Here is a 24464-nt window from a genome sequence, read left to right as displayed (position 1 = left end):
CATTAGGTATTTTTCTACATTGTGAGTGGCGCGATACCACGCCCGCTTGACGGCGAGCGTGCTTGTTGTCACGAAAAAAATTGATACATATACACTTAAGATCCTATTCGCGCCCTACCTCCTGCGCGCTAAATGGATATTTACCGTTCTCGGCCTTAAAAGTCCGCCAAATGAAGCGTAATGCGCTTCGCCGAAATCGGGTAAGCCGTTCCGAGTTGTTGCGCAAACAAAGAAACCCGCAGTTCTTCTATCATCCAGCGCACGTCATTAAGAGCTTGAGGCACTTTACCTTTGGGGTACTTGCTGCACGCTTTTTCCCATTCTTTAATAGACTTTTCTACCGTAACCTGATGCATTCTGTCTTTGTTGGGGTCAATGGGGAGCTTCTCTAGCCGACGAGCTAAACCTTTAATGTAACGATTCCAATCATCTAATCTGCTCTCGCCAATTTCAGAAACAAAACCAGGAAAAACTAACGATGCCAAGTGGGCTTTACAGTCACCTAAGGCGTTTATCATCGTCAGCGGCACGTTACCTTTCATTTGTTTTTGGCATTGATGCGCGAGAGTAAGCCCCTGCTCTACTTGTTTGGCAATCTCTAACACCCTGTCATTAATGTTGGCACGAGCAATCTCTAAACAGGCCTCAAAATCGGCTTTGCTGCGAATGTCGGTGTTATTGGTTTTGCAGTAATCACTGACAATGGCGTCGATACCCGCAAAAATACAATCATCAATCAATGCTTTCACTTGTCCAAATGGATTGAAATACAAACCCAGTTTGGCTTTGTTAGGCAATTTGCTTTGCAAATAATTAAGCGGCGACGGCATGGCGTTTTTAATCAAGACATTCACGCCTTGCTTATGCAGCACTTGGGCTTTATCCGCCTCTTCAATTAGCGCAATATCTACCTTATCGCCCTTTTGCACCAGAGCCGGGAACGCCTGAACTTCAAACCCGCCAACTTTCTGCACAAAGGTTTCCGGCAAGCTTTCGAAATCCCACTGTTCTATGTTGTTGCGCTCTAACTCGGGTGTTGCGGCTTTCTCAAAGGTTTGCTTCACCTGCCCTGCACACTGTTGTTTAAGTGCGTGCAGGTCGTCACCTTTGGCAATATCATCACCATTGTCATTAACTACCGCAAAGTGCATTTTCAAATGCTTATCAAGCTGATCTAGATTCCACTCTTCGCTTTCAATAATTACGCCCGTCATTTTGCGTAGCTTATCGGTTACAGCTTCAAGCAGCGGCACCGGACGGTTGTTCTTATCCGTTTCACTGATATCAGCAAGGCACGCTTCGGCAAAGTTGGGCGCAGGCACAAAGTTACGACGCAAACGTTTTGGCAAGGTTTTAATTAACCCCACTATAAGGTCGTGCCTTAGCCCCGGCACTAGCCAATCAAAACCTACGTTATCAACTTGGTTAAGCACTGGCAGCGGGATCACCACAGTTACGCCATCGTCTTCAGCATTAGGTTCAAAGTTATAGCGTAACGGCAGCGTGATATTGCCCTGGCGCCATACATCAGGAAACGCGTTTGCAACCGATTGCCCCGGCTGCTGGCGATATACGTCTTCTTCTTTAAAGGTTAAACTGTCGTTGCTTCCGTGTTGTTTAAACCACTTTTTAAACGCCGCATCGTTATTGGCTTCAATAGGAATACGCTTCGCGTAAAAGCTAACAAGCTCTTCATCATCGACTATCAGATCGCGACGACGGGTCTTTTGTTCAAATTCATCAGCTTGTTCCAGCAGTGCCTGATTTTCCTGTAAGAAGCTGTAATTGAGCTTAGTATTGCCCTCGACTAACGCTTCGCGGATAAATAGTTCGTGGCAAATTGGCGGGTCGATAAGGCTATAAACCTTCGCACGCTTCATCACTATGGGCAGTCCAAACAGAGTAACCTTTTCAAAAGCAATCACCGCACCGCGCTTTTTAGACCAGTGTGGCTCTGAATAGCTTCTTTGCACAACATGCTCGGCCAAAGGCTCTACCCATGCTGGGTCTATTTTTGCCACCATACGAGCAAATAGCTTAGAGGTTTCTACAAGTTCAGCTGCCATTACCCATTTGGGCTGAGATTTTGATAATCCCGAACCCGGGAAAATAAGAAAGCGCGAATTACGCGACCCCATATACTCGCGCTCTTTATCTTTAAAGCCCATGTGCGACAGCAAGCCGCTGGCGATGGCTTGGTGAATAGCCTGATAGTCGGCTTCTTGCTTTGAAATGCCAAAGCCCAGCTCAGCGATAGACTTTTTAAGTTGGCTAACAATGTCCTGCCACTCACGCATACGTAAATAGTTGATGAAATTTTGCTTACACCATTTGCGCAATTGGTTTTGACTCAGTGCGTTTTGCTGCTCTCTAAACGCCACCCACAAGTTGTAAAGACTGATAAAGTCAGAATCTTTATCGTGGTATTCGCTGTGCTTCTCGTCTGCTTGCTGGCGTTTTTCCTGTGGACGCTCGCGTGGATCTTGAATTGAAAGCCCCGCCGCAATCACCATGACTTCGCTAAGCGCGTTCGTGCGCTCGGCTTCAATCACCATACGAGCATAGCGAGGGTCAATAGGCAATCGTGCTACTTGACGACCTAACGGAGTAAGCTGCATCTTGCCGCTTTGCTTGGTTTTCCGGTTATCTTTGCCTTTCGCGATAGCTTGAATTTCTTCAAGTAAACGAAAACCGTCGTTGATATTGCGGTTATCAGGCGGCTGAACAAATGGAAAAGCAGCGATGTCGCCTAACCCTAAAGCAAGCATTTGCAAAATAACCGACGCTAAGTTGGTTCTAAGGATCTCTGGGTCAGTAAATTCTGGGCGGCCTAGATAGTCTTCTTCACTGTAAAGACGAATACAAATACCGTCAGACACACGGCCGCATCGCCCTGCACGCTGATTCGCTGATGCTTGAGAGATGGGCTCAATAGGTAAACGCTGCACTTTACTTCTAGCGCTGTAGCGTGAAATACGGGCAAAGCCCGGGTCAATGACGTATTTAATGCCGGGGACTGTGAGCGAGGTCTCTGCCACGTTGGTGGCAAGTACAATGCGCCTACCGCTGTGAGACTGAAATATGCGGTTTTGCTCTGCCGCCGACAACCTCGCATAAAGCGGAACAATTTCAGTGTTGCGATAATGCTGTTTGCTCAAGGCATCTTGGGTGTCGCGTATCTCGCGCTCCCCGCTTAAGAACACTAAGATATCGCCTGGCGCCTCACGCATTAGCTCGTCGACTGCGTTTACGATAGCGTCACTTTGATCAATATCGTCATCATTGTCTTCTGGCGCGTGGTAACGAATTTCTACCGGATAAGTACGTCCACTCACTTCGATAATAGGCGCATTATTAAAATGCTTAGAGAATCGCTCTGGGTCAATAGTAGCTGATGTTATGATGAGTTTTAAATCAGGGCGTTTATCTAAAAGCTGGCGCAAATAGCCCAACAAGAAGTCGATATTCAGGCTTCGCTCGTGGGCTTCATCGATGATGATAGTATCGTACTGATTTAAAAAGCGGTCTTGCTGCATTTCAGCTAGCAGCATACCGTCGGTCATAAGCTTAACGTAGCTTCGCTCGCTTACCTGATCGCTAAAGCGAATTTTAAAGCCCACCTTTTCACCAAGCGGCGTGTTGAGCTCTTCGGCTATACGGGTGGCTACGCTTCGCGCCGCTAGTCGTCTTGGCTGGGTATGGGCTATCATGCCATTTACACCGCGACCTAACTCTAAGCATATCTTAGGTAGCTGTGTCGTTTTACCCGACCCAGTCTCACCCGCAACAATCACCACTTGGTTATTCGCAATCGCTTCTTTAATGTCTTCTTTTTTATCGCTAACCGGCAGCGGTGGGTATTCAACTTTGGGTAGGTTGTTCTTACGCCAATTACGCTTTTCTATCGATGCATTGATGTCGCCTTCGAGCTTTTCAAACTGCGCTTTTAAACTATCTTCGCTAACCGCGCTGTCACGTTTTGAAGCTTTGGGATTAGCAGCTTTTTTCTCCCCGCCTTTTCCGTCAACACCAGATGTACCATTCGCTTTTTGTGCTAGCTGCGTAATGCGGCGCTTCAAGCGAAATTTATCTGCGCTCAAACAATCATCTAGTTTGTTGTAAAGAGGTTTTATTGCAAGTGGTGAAGACAAAGTGACATCCTAAAGCGTGTTTCTAATCATCAATAAAATTCGGGCGGTGATCCTAGAAGATACCGCCCTAAAAAGCCAGTGTGTTAAGCGTTACGAGAATTTAAGCGCTTTGGGTTAACTCATCGTCCTGGGGCGTTTTAAAACGGGGAAAGCCAAACCAAATGGCCGCCACGCCAAACACAAATATAAGCATGGGGTACCAACAATACGGCGTAATGGCCAACGGTGAAATACCTACTACGGCCGCGGCACTTAAAAGTTGTGCCCCGTAAGGGACTAAACCTTGGAAACTGCACGAAAAGATATCTAAAAGTGATGCCGTACGACGAGGGTCAACGCCGTATTTTTCATTCAGGTCTTTAGCAATGGGACCTGCGGTAACTATCGCAATAGTGTTGTTCGCCGTTGTAATGTCCAAAAAGCTAACCAAACCTGCAATACTGAACTCAGCACCTTTCTTTGATGTAACTTTGCGGGTCAAGCGTTCTATTAACCAGGTTATACCGCCGTTAGCGTGCATAAGCGCCACAATGCCGCCTATGGTTATGGCAATCATAGCCAAGTCCTGCATCCAGCCCATCCCTTTTTGAATGCTCTGCATCATTGACAGTGGCGTAAAGCTTCCTTGTAGCAAGCCTACTACGCAGGCACTGGCAATACCCACTGCAAGTACGCTAATGACGTTAAACCCTGTTAGCGCAAAAGCGATAATGCACAAGTACGGCACTATGCGCCAAAAATCGTAGCTGCCACCTTCCACTATGCCAGAAGTATCAACATCCACCATAAGCAGCAACGCCATGGTGACGATGCATGCCGGCACAGCAACCATTAGGTTTGCCTTAAACTTGTCTTTTAGCTGTACGCCTTGGGTCCGGGTTGCGGCAATGGTGGTGTCTGAAACAAACGAAAGGTTATCACCGAACATTGCGCCCCCCACAACAATACCCAGTGCCATTTCTACCGGCAGCCCGAGGCTGGTGGCAAGACCTGCACCTATGGGCGAGAGCGCGGTAATGGTGCCCATGGACGTGCCCATTGAAAATGAAATGAAACAGCAAATCAAAAACAGACCTGGCAATATCAGTGCAGAAGGCACAAACTGTAGCGCCATATTGACCGTGGCATCTCGAGCGCCAATATCTATAGTCACCGCATAGAACGCACCGGCTAACAAGAAAATAAGCACCAAAAGAATAATGTTTTTATCACCGCCGCCTTTACAAAACGTTTGTACTTTTTCAGAGAAGCTGACCTTTTTCCCTTTCGGATTTAAACATAGGCCATAGCCAGCGCTGATAAAAAACGCCACCAAAATAGGCATCGCAGTGATGTCGTTTGTAGTGATGCCGGTTACCACAACAAGGATCACAAAAAGCAAAATAGGTGTTAAACCTAGCGGATTGGGTGCGATAGAATTTGGTGCAATGTCATTATTTTCGTGCACAGAACACTCTCTTTTGGGTTTTATTGCGTGACAGCAAAAGTTTAAAGGCTACGCGGAAAAGCCACCTGCCGGTTGCGAGTGCGTAAAAAAAGCTTCAACGAAACCATATTGTGACGGTTTTTGAAGGTTAAAAGCTAAAGCAGCAAAGGATAAAAGTTTTTCGCGACATTGAAAAGGGATTTACTTTCTAACGACTCTCTCTCCTGCATTGTGCAAAACGCCGCCATTAACTCAGATTTTGAATTTCTGATTAGGTGAGACGACAGCCGTTTGGCGGTTTAAGGAGTGTGTCGCCTAGTTCTTTTTACAGCCTTTGCATAGCTGTATGGCATAGTCCTTTTTTGTAGCCGTATTGCATAGCTCTGTGGCATAGATCTGTTACGTAAAAATGTGCATAGGCACACTTTAGTCATTCTCGTTAAATTCTCAGTTCGCTAGGAGTTTTACCGGTAAGCCTTTTTACCGTACGTCTAAAGTTAGGTAAATCGTTAATGCCCATTGCATTGGCCGCTGCCACGTTACTGACCTTTTGAACCGACAGAAGCAAAAGTGCATGATTGCGCTGTACTTCTTCACACAGCGCGCGATAGCTAGTACCGTATTCCTTTAATTTCCGCTTAAGCGTAGCCACACTGATATCAAAAGCATCCGCCAATTCAGGTAATCCGATATTTGATGCCTGTGTGCTTGAGGACACATAAACATAACGCCTCACAAAATCAGGCAAAGACAAACGGTTATGTAGTTCAACAGAAGCCCTTTCTTTTATTTGCGTTGTACTTTCATTAAAACAGTCTTTCGAAGATACCTGCAAACCAGCAGAGCAATTCGGCTGAACTGTCTTCTCCAAAGGTTCGCGTAATACATCTTTTTCAATGCAAATACTGTTAAAAGGGCGATTAAACGATAACTTAAGTCCAAGGTGGGTTTCGTAATCAGCAATATTTTTTGGTCGACTCCCGGTAAAAGTAAAAGACAAGCGCAATCGCTTATTTGCAATATTTTTCATGAGTGCGACAACGCTTGCGAATACCACTTCAATGATGAACTGAAGTTGCTTGCTGCTTACCCCGGTGAACTGAGGCACTAAGATTATATGGTCGGCGGTTTCAAAACGCTGAAACTGGCACAGCGGTAAGATGCACCACCTGAATGTTTGGCGTTGAACAAGGTGTAAAAGTAGCTGCTCAACATCCTCACATGTTTTAAGCACACTAAGTGGACTAAATAGCCACTGCGAGGCCAAAGCCCCTCCCAGCAAAAAACTAACATCGCCGCCTTTTGCTTGGTTTTGAACATTCACTAACAGCGATGAATATTGATTTATGCTTAAGAGTGTATTGGGTTTCAGCGCATCTTCAAAAATGCCTGTACCGCGCAACAGCTTATTTTTATTAGCGCCACGAGACAGCGACACATTGAGTACCGCCTGTACCAACCAATACCCAAAGATCACTTTCTCTTGGCTAGACATCACTACGTTATCACTACCAGAGACACCCACGCCAGATAGACCTGTTAAATAACGACGCTGAGCACCTGCAGTTTTCTCTTCGTCAGCAGAATCTCGTAGTGCGTTGAATCGTGGTAACGTTAAATCCATGAGTTACTCGCTGCAGGCATCTTCATTTATCTTCACCGGTTACCCTTACCTATTACTTTCGCCAAATACACCGACCAAACCGGCCTAGTTACGCTGCGCTGTCATGGGCTCTTTCAAGTTTTGAGAGCATGGTGTTGAGCACAGTTGCTAGGCGTTGGTTGGATAGCAAAGTCACTTGAGTACTGCGTGCTGTGGTGTAAATAGCGTTTGCATTTTGGCTGTGTCTAAACGCAAGGTGCTGAATGCTCACTTTGATATCGTTGAGGATAACGTCAGCCTGCATAGGCGAGACGTCTGGCATCAGAATAGCAAAGCGGTCACCGGCATAGCGGCACGCTAAATCTTGCTGACGCAAATTCATGATCACCAATTGCGCAATGTCGTGCAGATACCTATCACCTTCTGTGTACCCATGTTTTTGGTTAAACAAAGAGAAGTTGTTAATATCGATAATAGCGATAACCGCCGACTTTCCCGACTGCTGTAGCTTATTGATTTGTGCTTTCCAATACTCTGCGCGGTAAAGTTGAGTGATCGGATCGATGGCATCGTGATCGCGAAAATCCCATTCTCTACGTCGTAATTGCAAATTCAATGCGCGCTGCTCTAAATGCCACTGATACAGTGCCGCGGTCATCACTACCATACCCACAGCCGCTGGGTAAGACTCGATCATACTTATCCAATAAGCCGCGTCTGGATAATGAAAAAACTCATCTAAGAAATCTAAGCTGACCGAGAATAAGAAGAAGCCGAGCCCGACAGTGAGAAGACTGGTTACTTTGCCGGGAGGACGGCTGGCAAGCGCAGCTAGCATCCACGCCAGAGTTAAAAAAGCAATGCTCCCCTCCCCCACAATATCAAGGCCTGATATCACCGCACTTTCTTTTGCATTGCCAAACATAAAGGCTAAACAAATCGCCAATGCCACTACGCAAAATGTAAATGCGAGCCAAAGCTTGTGATGTCTAAATTGTGTTGTATTTGTAAAGGTAAACATATTGCTCTCTTTGGATTCACTTGTATTAGATGCATCACCCGTTAGTCCGGCGACCACCGGCCTTCAACCAAAACAAGAGTCTTGACCAAATATGATGAAACTGTCGAGGGTCAGTTTGGCTCAGTAATGTGACATCTTGATGGCAACGAACTCAAAGAACGCTAGAAATGAAATTTAAACCAATTAAATTCAATCACTTAAATTAGGGTCAAATTAGCTCAACCGTTTGCAAATAGTCGACAATTGCCCATAGCGAGCCTTTTGTTCTGTTAAATCGTCATATAACTGTCATGCAGTGTTCTTAGGGTACTCATTCACTTATTTAGCACTTATTCAAAACGCCTTTTTACTGCTTAATTAACTGGAAAATAAATGAAAATTAAAACCGCGTACTCTTCTCTTACACTTGCCTGCGTAGCGGCATTAGGCCTAAGCATAGCTTCACCTGTTTCAGCTGCTGATGGCGTAATTATCGGTTCAGTAAAAGATGTGGCACAGGCGCGCAGCTATACCGGTGCCCAAATCAAACTTCTTGAACTAGGACTGGTCACCGAAGCAGGTACAGACGGCACATTTCGGTTTCCCTCTATTCCAGAGGGTACTTACACGCTAGAAATTTCGTATCTTGGTGAGGAAACTGTTACGCAAACGATAAAAGTAACAGACAACGGCATTGCGCGCGCAGCCGTGGAGTTTGGCAGCGGCGATACCATTGATGAAATCTTGGTACGCGGTCAACGAAGCGGTCAGGCAAGCGCCATAAATCAGCAACGAACTTCAGATCGTATCTCGTCTATTGTATCTGCGGATGCCATTGGGCAGTTTCCAGACCAAAATGCTGCGGAGTCGTTACAGCGTTTACCAGGCTTATCGATTGAGCGAGATCAGGGTGAAGGTCGTTTCGTCGGCATACGCGGTATCGACCCCAACTTAAATAACGTAACCATTAATGGCTTAAATATTCCCTCGCCTGAATCGGGTGTACGCTCAGTAGCACTTGACGTTATTCCTTCTGAACTTATCCAGACTTTAGAGGTGTCTAAATCGGTAACGCCCGATATGGACGCAGACGCCATTGGTGGTTCAGTCGCGGTGAAAAGCGTGAGTGCATTCGATAAGGCTCGAGATACCGCGAGCGTTACTGTGCAAGCCAGTCAAAATGATTTACGCGATGAAACCAGCCCAAAGCTTTCTGGTACGTTTACTAAGAAGCTTTCACCCGAATTGGGCGTGGCTGGCGCTATTTCCTATTTTGACCGAGATTTTGGTTCGGACAATGTTGAAAGTAACGGTGACGATGAGCTTGAGCAACGCCACTACACGATCACTCGCGAACGTTTAGGTAGTGCGTTAAATATCGATTTTCGCCCTGACTTCAACAACCAATACTTTCTTCGCACACTTTACAGTGAGTTTTCTGACGACGAGTACCGCCAAGGCAATATATTCACGTTCGATGGCGAAGACTCAGAAATAGAAAGAGAAAGCAAAGACCGTTTTGAAAGCCAAAGTATTTTTACCGTAGCGTTAGGCGGTGAACACCAACTAGATACCTGGAAAGCAAACTGGCAGCTCGGTTATGCAAAGTCTGATGAAGACGAGCCGGATGCACTGTATTACGTATTTAAAACTGAAAATGACAGTATTGAAGCTGATTTAAATACTATGCGTCCAACCGTATCGCAAAACGCTGATGCCATGGACTTATCAACCTATGAGGTCGATGAGATAAGCTTTGAAGATAACTACACCAAAGATACCGAAACCAGCATTAAATTCGACGCGGCTCGCCCCATTAATTTTGGCGGCTACATCGGTGAATTAAAAATTGGCTCGAAATACCGAAGCCGAGAAAAAGACCGCGACAGCAGCATCGCTATTTTTGATGGAGACTTCGACGACCTAGATGCTTCGCAATTTGGTGCTGCTAGTCCAGACTACTCTCTTGGTGACTTTGGGCCTGGCCTAAATCGAAGTGAAATGCGTAATTACTTCAACGATAACCGCGACAGCCTTGAGTTAGACAGCCTGAATTCTGAAGTGGAATCTCGCGGCGCGACCTATGTGAATGAAGAGGATATCTTTGCCGCATATATCATGGGCAGCGTAGATATAAATAAACTTCATCTGGTAGCAGGTGTTCGCTATGAGCGTACTGACTTTTCTACATCGGGTATGCGAGTAGAGCTTGTAGAAAACGAAGAAACCGACGTGGAAGAAGTGGTAAATACGCCGTGGGAAGCAGAACGTGACTACGATCATTGGTTACCCAGTGTAAATGCCAGATACACCGTTTCAGACAAACTTCAGCTTCGCGCTGCCTACACCCACACTATTTCAAGACCAAAATTTGAAGATGTAGCGGCATTTCAAATTATCGAGAGTAAAACAGAAGAAGATGATGGCGTATTTGTGACTGAACGAGCGGCAGAAGTTGGCAACCCTAAACTTCAGCCTTATGAAGCACAAAACGTTGATCTATCGATTGAGTACTACCCGGGTGACATTGGTGTAATTTCAGCGGGGCTGTTCTACAAAAACATCGACAATTTTGTTGTGTACGCTGATGTTGCAGGCACTGCTGGTTGGGAAGGCTTTGAAGAAGTCATACAGCCGATAAACGGCGACTCTGCCGATTTAACCGGCTTAGAATTATCTTGGGTGAAAGCCTTCAACAATGGCTTTATTGTGTCTACCAACGCCACTTTTACCGACTCTGAAGCGACAACTTTCTTAGATGGCGAAAAATTTGAAACCCAATTACCGAATCAGTCAGACCGCATTGGCAACATCACTATTGGGTACGAAGCAAATGACTTCAGTGTGCGTCTAGCCACCACCTATAAAAGCGACAATTTCGAAGAGATTGATGGTGACATGCTCAGATTTGAAGATGACCATATACAGGTTGATTTCATGGCGCGCTACTACATCAACGACAGCATGCAGGTGTATTTCAACGGCATCAACTTAGGTGACGAACCCTTCTACAACTATTTCGATACCCGCAGCCAAAATGCGCAGTATGAAGAATACGGCCGCACGTTTGAGCTTGGCTTTACATGGCAGCTCAACTAGGCAGGTATATCGAAAGTAGTTTGTTAGGTTTGAAGGCCGGCGTTAGTTCGGCCTTTAGACCTACATTTAATAATCTGTAAGCCCTGCTTTAATAGAAAGGTAGAGCACGGTTTTAACTCAAGTAAGATTCAGGACAATAACAACAATGACCAATCAGCGTCACACCAAGGTAGTTTTTAAAACCAAAGCTACCGCAGCGGTACTTTCAAGCGTACTTCTCACGTTATTTAGCTGTGCAGCCTCAACTACTTCAAATAGCAGTGCAGATACCACTTTTGCGCACAGTGAAAGCCAGCCACAAGAAGCAGAAATTCAAAACAGCGCCTTACCGCTAACAAAGCTAGCAAACGGCCTAAGCCTAACGCTGCACTATCGAAACTACGCCAACCATCTCAATAACCAGAAAAAAGACGCTAACAAAGACCCCCATGCCAGCAACACCAGCATAGACACTCAACATGATGCTTACATAGACACCCATGTTAGGGATGCTTACATAGACACCCATGTTAGTAACGCTTACGCAGACACCCACGCTATCAATATAAATATTAGCGAACACAAGGGTATTTCACTGAGCAACTCTGCAGGGAAAAAACACTTCATTGCGGGACATTACAGCTTAGCAAGTGCCGAAGTTGTGGAATCTAATTCAAAACAATGGGTGTCTTTGGTCGTGTTTAATAACAACACTCAGCACATAGAGGTGTATCGCATTGACACTGCATCTCTTGAATTTGCTCAACCGCAAACCAAGATAACTAAAGGCTCTGAAGCCATTTGTGCTTCAACGTCAAGCGCTGGCGAACTGCAAATTATCAATATCGATGCTACAGGCACGCTGAATCAGTATGAAATTCATAGCGGGCGCTTTTTATCGCTGAGAGACTTTGCGATAGGTCCAGGCATTAAAAGTTGCGCTATAAATGCCAACACCGACACGCTATACCTTGCTGACGAATTTGCCGGTGTGTGGCAATTAGATACCAATATTGAAAGTGAGCTAGCAAAAACCCTTATTTTTCACGATCAAGATGTTGCCGTTGAAGGTGTAGCCACCCTATCTTCAACCGCGATAGATGGCTTGGATATCGCTGCCTGGGTAAGCCCGGATGCCAGCGGAGTATGGCTTAAAGCGCCATGTCTTACACAATTTTTCCCGCTAATGAATACGGCCAACGAAAGTAACTCAGACGATCGCCAATTAAAAGCAAACAACAAGTCTACTTCTATTCAGCCTGAGCTCGTTCACCTGTCGTTAGATGAAGATGGCAAAAATGTTTCTCTTGTTGTTGACGATGATGAATCAGGCGACGTGTTTTCTGCCGAACTTCCCTCAAAACTAATCGCAGCTTTACTTAATCGACAATGCGGCACCAATCATAAAGCGACCTCGCCAAAAGAAAATTACCTAGAGGGTACGCATATACAAAGCATAACATCGCAACATGCAGATCTTACCGTGAAGGTTAAGCCCGATGTTGAAACTTACCCAGTGGAAAATCATGGTGACGCCGCTGACGACCCTGCCATTTGGGTAAACTCGAATACCCCTTCACAAAGTCGCGTAATCGGCACCGACAAAAAAGGCGCATTGAATAGCTATGACTTAGCCGGCAAGCTAGAGCAAAGCCTTCCTGTTGGCAGAGTGAATAACGTTGATGTGGGATACAAGGTAGCTGTGGCAGAAACCAAAGCACAGCAAAGCGATGCATCATTCATTGATATTGCAGTAGCATCAAACCGGACGCAAAACAGCTTGTCTGTATTTGAAATAGATAAGCTTGGCACTATGACCCACCTTGGGCATATAAGCACTACACTTCATGATATTTACGGCATGTGTTTGTTTGTGTCAGACGGAGTAGCTCATGTATTAGCTAACGACACCAGTGGCCGCTTCGAACGCTATCGCGTGTCTATTGCTTCCAACAAAAAAGTTGATGGACACTTAACACAGTCCTTTTCACTGCCCTCACAGCCAGAAGGATGTGTTGTAGATACTAAAACAAGAACTGCCTACTTAGGTGAGGAAGGTGCTGGGATTTGGGCCTTAGATATAACGACAAGCAGCAACCAGCCTCAGTTCATTGCTGAGATAGAAGCCCCCGTAGAAGCTGATATTGAAGGGCTGGCTCTGTTTGACGTAGATTCGCAAACTTACCTAATCGCATCTAGTCAGGGTAATAACAGCTATGCCATCTATCACATACATAATGAAAACCCTGAAGAATTGGAACTGATGGGGCTTGTTCAAATTGCAGCAGACAAAGACAAGCAAATTGATGGGGTTTCAGAAACAGATGGACTGGAGGTCACCAACGCAAACTTGGGAGGAAGGTTCACTGAAGGGCTTTGGGTAGTGCAAGACGGTAGAAACGTCATGCCAAGCGAAACCCAAAACTTCAAGCTAATTGCTGGTACGTCACTTAAAGATGCGATCACAAAATTAGCGAACGCCAAGCCATAACACCACTAAAAAATATAACGAATAATACGTGCAGCAAATAAAAAGGAGGCGCTAAGCAAAGCCTCCTTTTTTATATAGAATAAGCCTACCGGCGCTTTAGTATTATGCTCTGTTAGCCCAGCGCCGCATCTTCACCAAAGCGTGCACTTGCGATGCTTAACACTAATATGCCAAGTCTTAAAGTACTAACTGATTGGGATTTAGCCTAAACGACGTTTAACCCGCGCGCTGGTAGCCATCATTTAATTGAACATCAATAGCACGCAATACAGCAGCTCGGTTAATTGAGCCTAAAAGCACGCCATCATCGTCTACGACAGGGTAAACCCGAGGTTTTTCTTTCAACAGCAATTGTGCCAACTCTATTACTGACATATAGGGTTTAACTGAAACCACGGGCGTTTTCATGATTTCCCCTACCCTACAAATTTGCTCGCGATAGTAGCTTGACGCAATCATTTGAGCGATACAGTCTTGCTCAGACAAAAAGCCCACTACCTTGCCTTTACTATCGAGTACCGGACCACCACTTTGCCCACTGGCTAACAACGCTTCGACAGCCTGCGCAACGGGCATATCGACATTAAGCTTCACTGGGTGAGTATTCATATAATCACTGACTTGCAACGATTCCATTTTCAATTCTCCAGCCGTGGCGCCTAATGTGACCGATACTGCGACTTATTTGGCGTTACGGCACTTCAATTATTTTTAACCACATGTGAAAGCAACTTTCCCCCACACTTTAAGATTAGACCTTTCGTTGCGTACAAGCCAGCACATTTAACATTAAAATAACAAATGGATTTTTCAGTGGTTAATCTTTGTAGATTGCCACTTTCACATTACCATTTACATCAATGCTAGCGCGGTACATACCCGCAGAATTAAATGGCATTGCTACGTTGCCTTTTGCGTCAATAGCAATTACACCGCCATCACCACCAGCTTTAACTAACACATCGTTCACCACGGTATTCGCAGCATCGTTTAACGACAAACCTTGGTACTTTATTCGGGCACAAATATCAGCCGCCACGTTGTATCGAATAAAATACTCACCATGCCCAGTGGCCGATACCGCACAGCTTTCATTGTCGGCATAGGTACCTGCCCCAATAACAGGCGAGTCTCCAATACGTCCGTATCGTTTAGCCGTCATTCCGCCAGTGGATGTTCCGGCAACAATATTACCCTCACTATCCAACACCACCGCCCCGACAGTGCCAAAGCGTTCATTGCCTTGCTGCGAACCGTAACCATTAGAAACCTGCTGCATACGCGCTTTCGCTTTATCTAAAGCCTGCTTGCGAAACTCGGTATCAAAAACGCTATTGTCTACCTGCTCAAGGCCGTTTTCTTTTGCGTAGTCTTCAGCCCCTTTACCGGAAAGCATTACGTGTGGAGATTCATTCATTACCAGTAACGCTGCCTCAATTGGGCTTCTTATTGTTTTCACACCCGCTACAGCACCTGCATTTTTGCTGCCGCCATGCATAATAGACGCGTCAAGTTCGTGCTCACCGTCGAAGGTGTACACTGCACCAATACCAGCGTTGAACAACGGCGAACTTTCAAGAATTTTGATGGTTTCTACTACCGCAACCTCACCTTTTTCGCCGTTCTGTAACAATGTGTAACCATGCTTTACCGCATGAGTTAATACTTTCTTGTAGTCCGCTTCTTTCTCTGGCGTCATCGATGATTTTAAAATGGTGCCTGCACCGCCATGAATAGCGATAGCTACAGGTGGTTTTCCTTGCGGTTCGAGATCTGCCGCCAATGCGGGAACACTTGTGAAAGCTAAAGAAACCGCCAGGGTGCTTATGGTATACAGAGTGCGGCGAATTCTATGTGGTTGGCAAGATAAGCGAGATGAGAACAAACGGGTTACTCCTTTAATGAAAAATACCGCTTCATGTATTGGTGTATGAAGTCAGTGCGTGGGACATTATTATGCTATTCACAATAGCGTACGATGACACAGAAACGACAGACAAGCTAGGCCACGTCAAGAAGCTCTAAAAAGGTATTAAGATCGTCGCCAATGGAAGGAAGCAGCGCTTTTACTTTCACCCAATCGGCAACTTTTGATAACTCCCACAAAGCTTCGAATTCTTTTTGCAGCTGCAAAGCGCCGATATCAGCTGACATGCCTTTAAGTTTAAGTGACAAAACTTGCACTTGCGTAAAATCTTGCCCTTCAACCGCCTTTTCCAAAAGCTTAAATTTCTCTGGGGCGCTTTGTGAATATAGGTCACACACCCGAGTAAAAAGCGCCTTGTCCCCCATAATACGTGCGATAGCATCGTCCTTTTCCCAGCATTCATTACTTAACGCGCTAGCCTTCTGGTTTGGCACGCTCTCAGGTTTAGCTGAAAGCTCACTGGGTTCAGCGTTTGCTAGGACATCGTCGCTCATATTGTGTCTCCCTGTTTCATTGAAATCATCGACCGCATCAACACTCTGTTTAACTTCATTATCTATCGCACTGAGTAGGCTATCCACCAGGGGTGGGCTATTCTCATCATTAATACCTTGTTTTGCATTTTCTAAAGCTGGGCTTTGGATACCAATAATCTCGGTGCTTGCCAGTGATGTAACCTGGTGAATTAGCCACTGCCTCACTTTGGGTATGAGTACATCAGCAATTATGGGTTTAGTGGCAAAGTCGTTCATTCCTGCCTCTAAGCACTTCTCTTTTTCACCAAGCATGGCGTTTGCAGTCATTGCAATAATCGGCACATTTACATGCATCATTCCTGCTTTACCCTCACGAATAGCACGAGTAGCCTCGTAGCCATTCATGTTTGGCATTTGGCAATCCATTAATATACTGTGGATTTGGCGTCCTTTACTTTCACATTTTTGAAGAAAAGCAATCACTTCTTCCCCGTCTGCGCAGGTAAATAACTTAGACGGTAAACACTCCAATACACCTTTAGCTACCTCTCTATTAATCATGTTGTCGTCAACTATCAGAAGACGTGTGTCCTCTATAGAGAAAGGTGACGTACCTGCATCTTCGCCACTAAGAATTTCATCTTCCTGTTTATTACATTCGCTTTTTGCCTTGGCATCTACTTTTATCCTGCCATCGTTTTGAACGGCATCTAAACCTTGTTTTAACGTAACAAACGTAGAGCGAAACAAGGGCTTGGGTAAATACAATGGGGTGAAATTCGTAAACTCATAAGGTGCGCCCTCTAGTTTTTGAAGAATAAATACCATAGGCATACTGCTAATATTGTTATCCCTAGCGTGGCGCTGCCAAATCTTGTCAATTTCACCAATTAATACGCTCGATTCATCAATTAATAGCGCGTCATAATCACGCCATTGAATATCATCCGCCTGACCTTCTAGCACTTTTGGCGAGGCGCCAACATGCTCAGCTAACTTAAAGATATGTGATTGTAGAGGTGAATATTCTGAAGCAACACCGAGGCTTATATTGCTAAGTAGCGTTCTCTCAGCTTGCTGAATCTGGACAAACTCCGTTGTTCTGTCTGAGCTTGTATCAGGAATTGAAATATAAAATGAAAAAGTGCTTCCCGTTCCTAGCTCAGATTCAAATGAGATATCGCCACCCAGCAACTGACATAGCTGTTTACATATGGATAAACCTAGCCCAGTTCCGCCGTATTGAGTTGCTACAGACGCATCAGCCTGCGTGAACGCAGAAAAGAGTTTAGGCTGATTGTCTTTCGCAATGCCGACGCCCGTATCTTGTATACTAAAATGAAGCTGCTGCTTACCAGATACCGATTCACTTAATGCTAGTTTTAATTCTATATGGCCATTTTCAGTAAACTTGATGGCATTGTTTAGCAAGTTACTTAATACCTGGTTAATTCTATGAGGGTCGGAACTGATTTCTATCGTCGGAACTTCAATGGTATCGACAAGTAACTGTAACCCCTTGCTTGCGGCCTTTACGGCGAACACTTTGGAAATTGACTCAATGAGGTCGATTAAATCGAAAAACTGATGGTTTATATCCAGTTTCCCAGCCTCTATTTTTGACAGGTCAAGTACATCATTTATCAGCACGCTTAAGTTATTACAGCTAATTTCCATCATCGAAACCAGTTGCTCCGCTTTTTCATTAAGAGGTTGCCGCTTCAATAACGCAAGAGAACCTACAACACCGTTTAAAGGCGTACGCATTTCATGGCTAATATTCGATATAAATGAACTCTTTACCTTGCTGGCCTTGCGTGCCTCTTGCGTTGCTTCTACCAGTTCTTTTGTTCTGCTCACCACTTTTTCTTCAAGCTTTAGGTTTACTCGTTCTATGGCATCCTTCGCTTTATGTTCGTCTGTAACATCGCGGATGACGACGGCAACACCAGAGAACTGTGACTGCTCGCCCCATATTGTTGAAGCAGTTATCAATAATGAATGTTCATATTTTTCATCATCAACGTAAGGCTTAGTAAAGGTGACTTGTTTGCCTCCTTTAGCAAGTACATCTTCAAGCCCTAGCAAAGACAATGGCTTAAAAGTCGAATAGTGGTGGTTAATGATAACCTGAGAAGGGATGCCAAAAAGTGACTCGGAAGCTTTATTCCAGCTTTTCACTATACCCATTGAGTCTACGCTAAATATAGCGTCCTTCGAAATATCTACAATAGCGACGGACTCACCGCGCACTTTTGCCAATTCAATATTCTTACTATTGCTGCGATACACAAACAGCAAAATGCTTATGAAAATAATTGAAACGATACCAATTACACTGTAAACACTTAAACGTTTTTCGTTTATTAACGCGCTGACTTGGCTTTGAGGTAGCAGTATATGAAGGTAAAAAGGCGTGTCACGATGTCTTGCACCAATAGCAAACGCCCGAGAAACCGCGAATTGCAAACCCTGCGGTTCGTTTTTAGGCATTATTTTCGAGCGCCCTATACTTTGCGTTACTGAGAACTCGCTCTGCCAGGTTACTGCGGGGTTTAAGTCTTTAGAAAACGATTTTTGACTGTCGGGGTGTAATACGAAATATCCATCTTGGTCAGTGACATAAAGCGCCTGATTTTCCATTAGTGCTTTAGTCATTTGGGAAAGCAAATACTGCGCATTGACGTTCATAATAATGAACCCGTAGCGCTCTCCCTCATCGCTAAGAATAGGCAAGGATAAACGAATCACACTTTTATAAGGGTACTCAAGTTTGCCATGTTCCCGATTCAAATTGATATCAGATATATAAAACTCGTTCTTGTTACTTTTTACGCTTTCAGTGAAATAATCGCGAGACGCTTTTGCCTGCAAATCAGCGTCACGGGCAATTAAAACGCTCCCGCCCTTGCGCTCAACCCTTAGAAATTCGGTCCCCTCTTTATCGGCCTTTATCACTCTTAACTGGTCTATTTCCTCGTTATTTTCGATAAAGGCAACAAAGATAGTTTCTAGGCGATGCTTCCATTGTTCAAGAGTAGTGCCGTCTTTAGGGTCTACATTGCTATTCTGGGTTGCACGAACAATACCGCTTATTGGAGGGGTCTGATGCAGAAATTTAAGCGCATTAAGGTATTTTATTACCTGCGTTTCTGCTACGTTTTCTGTATTCAACGTACTTTTTTCTAGCGTCTGAAAAGCCTGGCTTTCAGCCGTTGCTTTTATGTTACTTTCAAACAGACTTACGACCAGCACAATTAGCACCGCAGCGAGGGCGATGGCTAACGTAAATATGCTTTTCGCTTCATTGAGCGCAGGCTTTGATGATAGGAACGACAAGCAGGTAATTTCCGTATAACTTGTAATAACTTAAAGCTAGTAAGTGATTTCTTGTTACGCAAGTTGACGAGGTAAAAAGCACTGAAGGCTCCGAAAGTCGTAGCACTTACAGCCCAAAAGCCAAATTTATAAATTCTGCTTCAAACCTTTGGTATATAAAATCAACAGCATTTGGTATTCAATTTCTCGCAGTGTACACTGCGTGCAATATTTTTTTGATAAGCACTGGTGGTTATGCACACACCTACATTTTTGTGGTACGACTTCGAGACATTTGGCACAAGCCCACAAAAAGATCTTCCTTGCCAGTTTGCCGCGGTAAGAACAGATATGGACTTGAATGTTGTAGACAAGCCCATCAATATTATGAGCGCCATTGCCAATGATTACTTACCTCATCCAGAAGCCTGTCTAGTCACGGGCATCACGCCGCAGCAAACTATTAGAGATGGCTCGAACGAGGCTGATTTTGCCGCGCGAATTTACCAAGAAATGTCAACGCCAAATACCTGCAGTGTAGGGTTTAACAGCATTCGCTTCGACGATGAAGTGTCGCGCTACTTATTTTACCGTAACTTTTACGACCCCTACTCTCGAGAATGGCGTAATGGGAATAGCCGTTGGGATATTATTGATGTAGCAAGAGCATGTTATGCATTAAGACCTGATGGGATTAATTGGCCGCAGCGAGAAGATGGCACGCCCAGCTTCAAACTTGAGTCGCTTACCGAGGCAAATAATATTGGGCACGAAAACGCACACGACGCGCTTAGCGATGTTTACGCAACTATATCACTTGCCAAATTGATAAAAGAGAAGCAACCCCGTTTATTTGAGTACGCACTTTCGCTTCGCAATAAACACACGGTGATGCAGCAGATTGATGTGAGCAAACCCTCTGTACTTCTGCATATATCGTCTAAATTACCTGCATCTCAGGGTTGCTGTACCTGGGTGATGCCTATCGCAAAGCACCCTACCAATTCAAATGCCATCATTGCTATAGACTTGTCGCATGATATCGACAGCTTAATAAACGACTCAGCCGAAGACATTGGTCAGGCGCTATATGCGCCAGCAGATACCTTCTCAGACGCAAAAGAACGGCCTGGACTTAAACTTATTCATATCAATCGCTCGCCTTTCATCACAACTGCCAAAGCCATGACGGAAGAAAACGCTGTCAGGTTAGGGCTAGATCGTGAACGCTGCCTTAATAATTACAAGACCCTTGCAAGCACACCTGAGCTGGTAGCTAAGCTTGTTGAGGTATACAACAAAGAAATCAGCAGTTCAGAACCAGATATAGATCATGCTCTATATAGTGGTGGTTTCTTGAATGACGAGGATAGACGCTGGTGTGAGAGTGTTATCAATGCAAAGCCTGATGACCTTGCGACGCTTAGCGAAAAAACACAGCACGAGGGATTGCGCAAACAGCTGTTTAGGTATCGGGCACGAAACTTTCCAAATACGCTTACCGCAGATGAAATGACGAAATGGCAATATCACCGTCAAGCACGCCTTACAGACCAGACGTTTGGCGGCTCGATTACCATAGAGAACTACATGATAAGGCTTGAGTCATTGGCCCACGAGCACAGCGACAACCCTGACAAGCAGGCTATATTACGCGCGCTCTATCAATATGCTAAAAACCTTTGACGGAGGTTTTAGAACGTCATAAATTAAAGGTGCTTGGACAAAGGCGGTAAAGGAAAAAACGTAATCAAGAAATTGATAACCTCCGCCGATAATAACAATACACGTGCGCAAGGGAATAAGATGTCATGAACGGCGTAACAATAAGTTTCGATAAATCAAGAACCTATATCAACATCATGCTAAACCCTTCTGAGTTTACATCAGAGGTTGATATGCGTGAGGTTAGAAAGCAGCTAGAAACCGGTGAAACCAAGCGCCTTTATGTGTCTGAGAAATCACTTAAATCAGCCTGCGACACGGCGAACCATTACTTTAAAACCGGTGACGGCACCGTAGTGCAAGAACGCATTGGCGAACGCAAAAACGCCGAAATTGAATTTCGAATTCCAGAAGACGGCATGATGGCAAATTTAGTTCTTACCACGCCGTACGGCGGTAAGCTTCCTTCCCTTGCAACAGTAAAGTCGCTAGCCGTTAAAAATAGAGTTGTTCGCGGTGTCAGCACTAAAAAAATAGAGGCTATGCTGAAAGCAGCTAGAAATGCAGCACCTGGCACAGTTTTAGAAGAAACCATTGCCAAAGGCCTTCCCGCTAGAAATGGCAAAAATTCTAAATTTGTTCCACTTGTCCCCAACGCGCTAGAACGCGTGCTTAGGCCACAAACCAACGAAGGCGAGCGGGTTGATATGCGCAACTTGGGCGAAGTCATTTGCGTGAAGGTAAACACGCCTGTTCTGCGCCGTACACCGCCGACAAAGGGCCGTACAGGCTTTGATGTGAAAGGAAACACTATTCCTGCTGTTCAAGGAGAATGGATAGATTTCAAAATGGGGACAGGAACGGTAGTGTCTGATAGTGACGCAAACCTATTAATGTCGTCAATTTCAGGAATGCCGAAATACCGCGATCAAGTTATGAACATTGATGACACCTTTATCTGTAATGGCGTAAACGTTGGTACAGGGCACGTAAACTATGAGGGTGCTGTATTAGTCAATGGCGATGTTACCGAAAAAATGCAAATTAAAGCAGCGGGTGATGTCACAATAAACGGCTTTGTTGAATCGGCTTACATTGAATCTGGTGGCGATATTATTATCACTGAAGGCGCCATGGGAAAGGTGAATGATAAGCAAGGTGATTTCCAGTGCAGATTGGTGGCAGCGGGAAGTATTCACGTTCAGCATGGGCAAGGTATCGATATCCAGTGCTCTGGCAATATTACTGTCGGAAGACAGCTTGCCTACAGCCGCCTGCGCTGTGGCGGAGCGGTAATTGTGGGGCAAATTGACAAGCCTATGGGGAATTTGTTTGCTTGTGACATTATAAGCCAAGACCGTATTGAAGCGGGTACCCTGGGCGCCGTATCCGGCAGTACTTTAAAAGTTGATTTCAGCCCTGGTTTTAATCAGTTGTTAGAGCGTAAAGACTCGCTTGACGAACTATTAAGGCAAATTCGCGAAAACAACTTAAAACACAAAGAGAAGATTGATTTAATTCAAGCAAAAAAAATACCTAAAGAGCTACAGCGTAAAGCCGCTGAAGCCCTCGAGCTTTTTAACAACGAAAGTGCATTACTTGAGTGGTTAGAAAACAAAGCGAATGATGTAAAAGCAGCGAAAGAGCACTATCAAGCAGATATCAAGCTTATTGCTAATAAAAGGCTCTACCCTGGTGTTTCTGCAAAGTTAAATAACAGAAACTGGCGTTCTGAAAGGGAATATGACCGCGCTAAAATTCATTACGACTCTCATCAATGGCATTTTGAGCCAATCATTTAGTTAGTGCTTAGCTTTAATTTAACCTTTTAAAGCTAAGCTCCTTTCGATTTTAATCAAGTCGTTTAATTCTTATTCCCTACTGAGCAATGCTCACATTACCATAGCCTTGTCGCTTAGATTGATAAACGGCTTTAATGGTGCGCTCCAGCCAATCGGGAAACTCTTCTGCGTCTCGCAATTCAGACATACCAATAGCAACATTGAATTTATCCCCTAAAAGGAAGTGTGCAAGTAGGCATTCAAGTAGCCTGTCTGCGAGGATTTTTGCTGAATCTAATTGGGTCTGAGGGCAAAGCACCACAAACTGCTCCCCATTGAATCGAGATACAACGTCTACCTCTCGTACCGTATTAAGGCAGTTTTGGGCTACCGCTTTTAACGCGTCTTCTCGAATAGACGGATCGTGCGTATATAAACCTTCATTAACAGGCGTTAAATCGATGGCAATTAAGGTTGCAGTAGTATGGAAACGATGGAAACGTGAAATCTCTTCTTCCGCACGTTGGATCATATGATTACGATTATATAACCCAGTAACATCGTCGTGTGCCGAAAGAAAACCTAATGTTTTGTTTTTTTCCAGCAAGTTAGCTTGGAGCGCGCTTATTTCCTCATTCTTTTGCTGAATTATGCGCTTGTACCCACCAACATGACGGTTTCTCGAAATTAGCCATAGCAGCCCCATTAATACAATGATAGAGCTCAGTATCATTACAATATAATTGCGGCTGTATCGAATTTGCACATTATTCCATTGTTTATAAATTTCTACTTTTCGTGTCTCTGGAATGCGTTCTATTGCAGTGTTTAATTTGTCGACCAAGTAGCTGTAAGACTTGTTGATACCGAATGCTAGAGAGTCAAAAGGCTCAGCGTAACCTACGATGTCCAAATCTTCGAGTTCAAGATTGTTAATGTGCATATTTACGCTCATCAAAGAGCCTACCATCACATCAAATTCACCGTTTACTAGTTGCTTTAACCCCTCTTCTTCAGAAGGGATTAGCTTTAGTCGCAGACCAGGATAATAGCGCGAAATATACTCGACCTGACGATATCCCTGCACTATCCCAACTGTGCGGTTACCAATGCCGGAATAACCTTGTAACATCGGCATCCCTGCACGGGCAACAAGCACGTTGGGCGCTTCAAAATACGGCATACTAAAATCTAAAAACTGCTTGCGGTAATCGGACGTGTTCAACATAGGAATAACCTGGCATTTGCCTTGTTGAACAAATTCTAAGCTTTCCTGCCAGCTTTGTGTTGGGACGAGCTTAAACTTAAGGTCAGCAAGTTCAGCGATAAGCTGCATGTATTGGGCTGAAATACCAACGTGGATCCCATTTCTTATCGCTTCATAAGGCGCCCAGTTAGGGTCGATACAATAGGTTACTTCGCTTGCTTTTTGAGAGGCTGCTGGTTGCTGGGATTCCGACTGTGAAAGCGTACTAAAAAAAGTGGTTACCAGTAACAGCACCGTGCTGAGCAGGTTTTTTCTTGTTTTTTTCAACTGCACACCCAAAA

The 24464-nt window shown here is 44.7% G+C and carries 12 protein-coding genes; 4 read left to right on the top strand and 8 right to left on the bottom strand.

Features of this window, described 5'->3' with window-relative positions; all coding sequences use genetic code 11:
* Positions 1-155 precede the first annotated feature (155 nt).
* From hrpA to AC27KT_RS05020, 4 genes are all read right to left on the bottom strand, one after another.
* Positions 156-4151 carry an ATP-dependent RNA helicase HrpA gene (gene hrpA / locus AC27KT_RS05035; RefSeq protein WP_487127935.1) on the bottom strand — a complete coding sequence of 1332 codons (3996 nt, stop codon included), beginning with the start codon at positions 4149-4151 and terminating at the stop codon, positions 156-158.
* Positions 4152-4251: 100 nt separating this feature from the next.
* Positions 4252-5598, bottom strand: coding sequence for a Na+/H+ antiporter NhaC family protein (locus AC27KT_RS05030; protein ID WP_039223884.1), 1347 nt, complete (start codon positions 5596-5598; stop codon positions 4252-4254).
* 418 nt (positions 5599-6016) lie between these two features.
* Complete coding sequence (locus AC27KT_RS05025; protein ID WP_487127933.1) at positions 6017-7201, bottom strand: helix-turn-helix domain-containing protein; 1185 nt, start codon at positions 7199-7201, stop codon at positions 6017-6019.
* Between the two features lie 88 nt (positions 7202-7289).
* Positions 7290-8201 (bottom strand): diguanylate cyclase domain-containing protein, encoded by a 912-nt coding sequence (locus AC27KT_RS05020; RefSeq protein ID WP_487127931.1) that lies wholly within the window; start codon positions 8199-8201, stop codon positions 7290-7292.
* A gap of 372 nt (positions 8202-8573) precedes the next feature.
* Here AC27KT_RS05020 and AC27KT_RS05015 point away from each other — a divergent pair, with 372 nt between their 5' ends.
* Both AC27KT_RS05015 and AC27KT_RS05010 read left to right on the top strand, forming a co-directional pair.
* Entirely contained in the window at positions 8574-11279 is a 2706-nt protein-coding gene (locus AC27KT_RS05015; RefSeq protein WP_487127929.1) for a TonB-dependent receptor, read from the top strand.
* A gap of 145 nt (positions 11280-11424) precedes the next feature.
* Positions 11425-13749 carry a phytase gene (locus tag AC27KT_RS05010; RefSeq protein ID WP_487127927.1) on the top strand — a complete coding sequence of 775 codons (2325 nt, stop codon included), beginning with the start codon at positions 11425-11427 and terminating at the stop codon, positions 13747-13749.
* Positions 13750-13965: 216 nt separating this feature from the next.
* Here the strand turns inward: AC27KT_RS05010 and AC27KT_RS05005 are convergent, their stop codons facing one another.
* The 3 genes from AC27KT_RS05005 to AC27KT_RS04995 all read right to left on the bottom strand — a co-directional run bounded on the left by AC27KT_RS05005 (position 13966) and on the right by AC27KT_RS04995 (position 19491).
* Positions 13966-14385 (bottom strand): CBS domain-containing protein, encoded by a 420-nt coding sequence (locus tag AC27KT_RS05005; RefSeq protein WP_487127925.1) that lies wholly within the window; start codon positions 14383-14385, stop codon positions 13966-13968.
* Between the two features lie 181 nt (positions 14386-14566).
* A complete protein-coding gene (locus AC27KT_RS05000; protein ID WP_487127923.1) occupies positions 14567-15634 on the bottom strand; it encodes an isoaspartyl peptidase/L-asparaginase family protein in 1068 nt (355 codons plus the stop codon).
* Positions 15635-15750: 116 nt separating this feature from the next.
* Entirely contained in the window at positions 15751-19491 is a 3741-nt protein-coding gene (locus tag AC27KT_RS04995; RefSeq protein WP_487127921.1) for an ATP-binding protein, read from the bottom strand.
* Between the two features lie 234 nt (positions 19492-19725).
* Here AC27KT_RS04995 and sbcB point away from each other — a divergent pair, with 234 nt between their 5' ends.
* Together sbcB and AC27KT_RS04985 are read left to right on the top strand one after the other, a co-directional pair.
* A complete protein-coding gene (gene sbcB, locus AC27KT_RS04990; protein ID WP_487127919.1) occupies positions 19726-21156 on the top strand; it encodes an exodeoxyribonuclease I in 1431 nt (476 codons plus the stop codon).
* 125 nt (positions 21157-21281) lie between these two features.
* Positions 21282-22937, top strand: coding sequence for a FapA family protein (locus AC27KT_RS04985; RefSeq protein WP_487127917.1), 1656 nt, complete (start codon positions 21282-21284; stop codon positions 22935-22937).
* A 76-nt stretch (positions 22938-23013) separates the two neighbouring features.
* Here the strand turns inward: AC27KT_RS04985 and AC27KT_RS04980 are convergent, their stop codons facing one another.
* Positions 23014-24450 (bottom strand): diguanylate cyclase, encoded by a 1437-nt coding sequence (locus AC27KT_RS04980; protein ID WP_487127915.1) that lies wholly within the window; start codon positions 24448-24450, stop codon positions 23014-23016.
* Positions 24451-24464: the final 14 nt, after the last annotated feature.

The sequence above is a fragment of the Alteromonas sp. 5NW40-0090 genome (assembly GCF_057552975.1).
The sequence above is the reverse complement of the archived record's forward strand: the minus strand, read 5'-3'. Positions and strand labels throughout refer to the sequence as shown.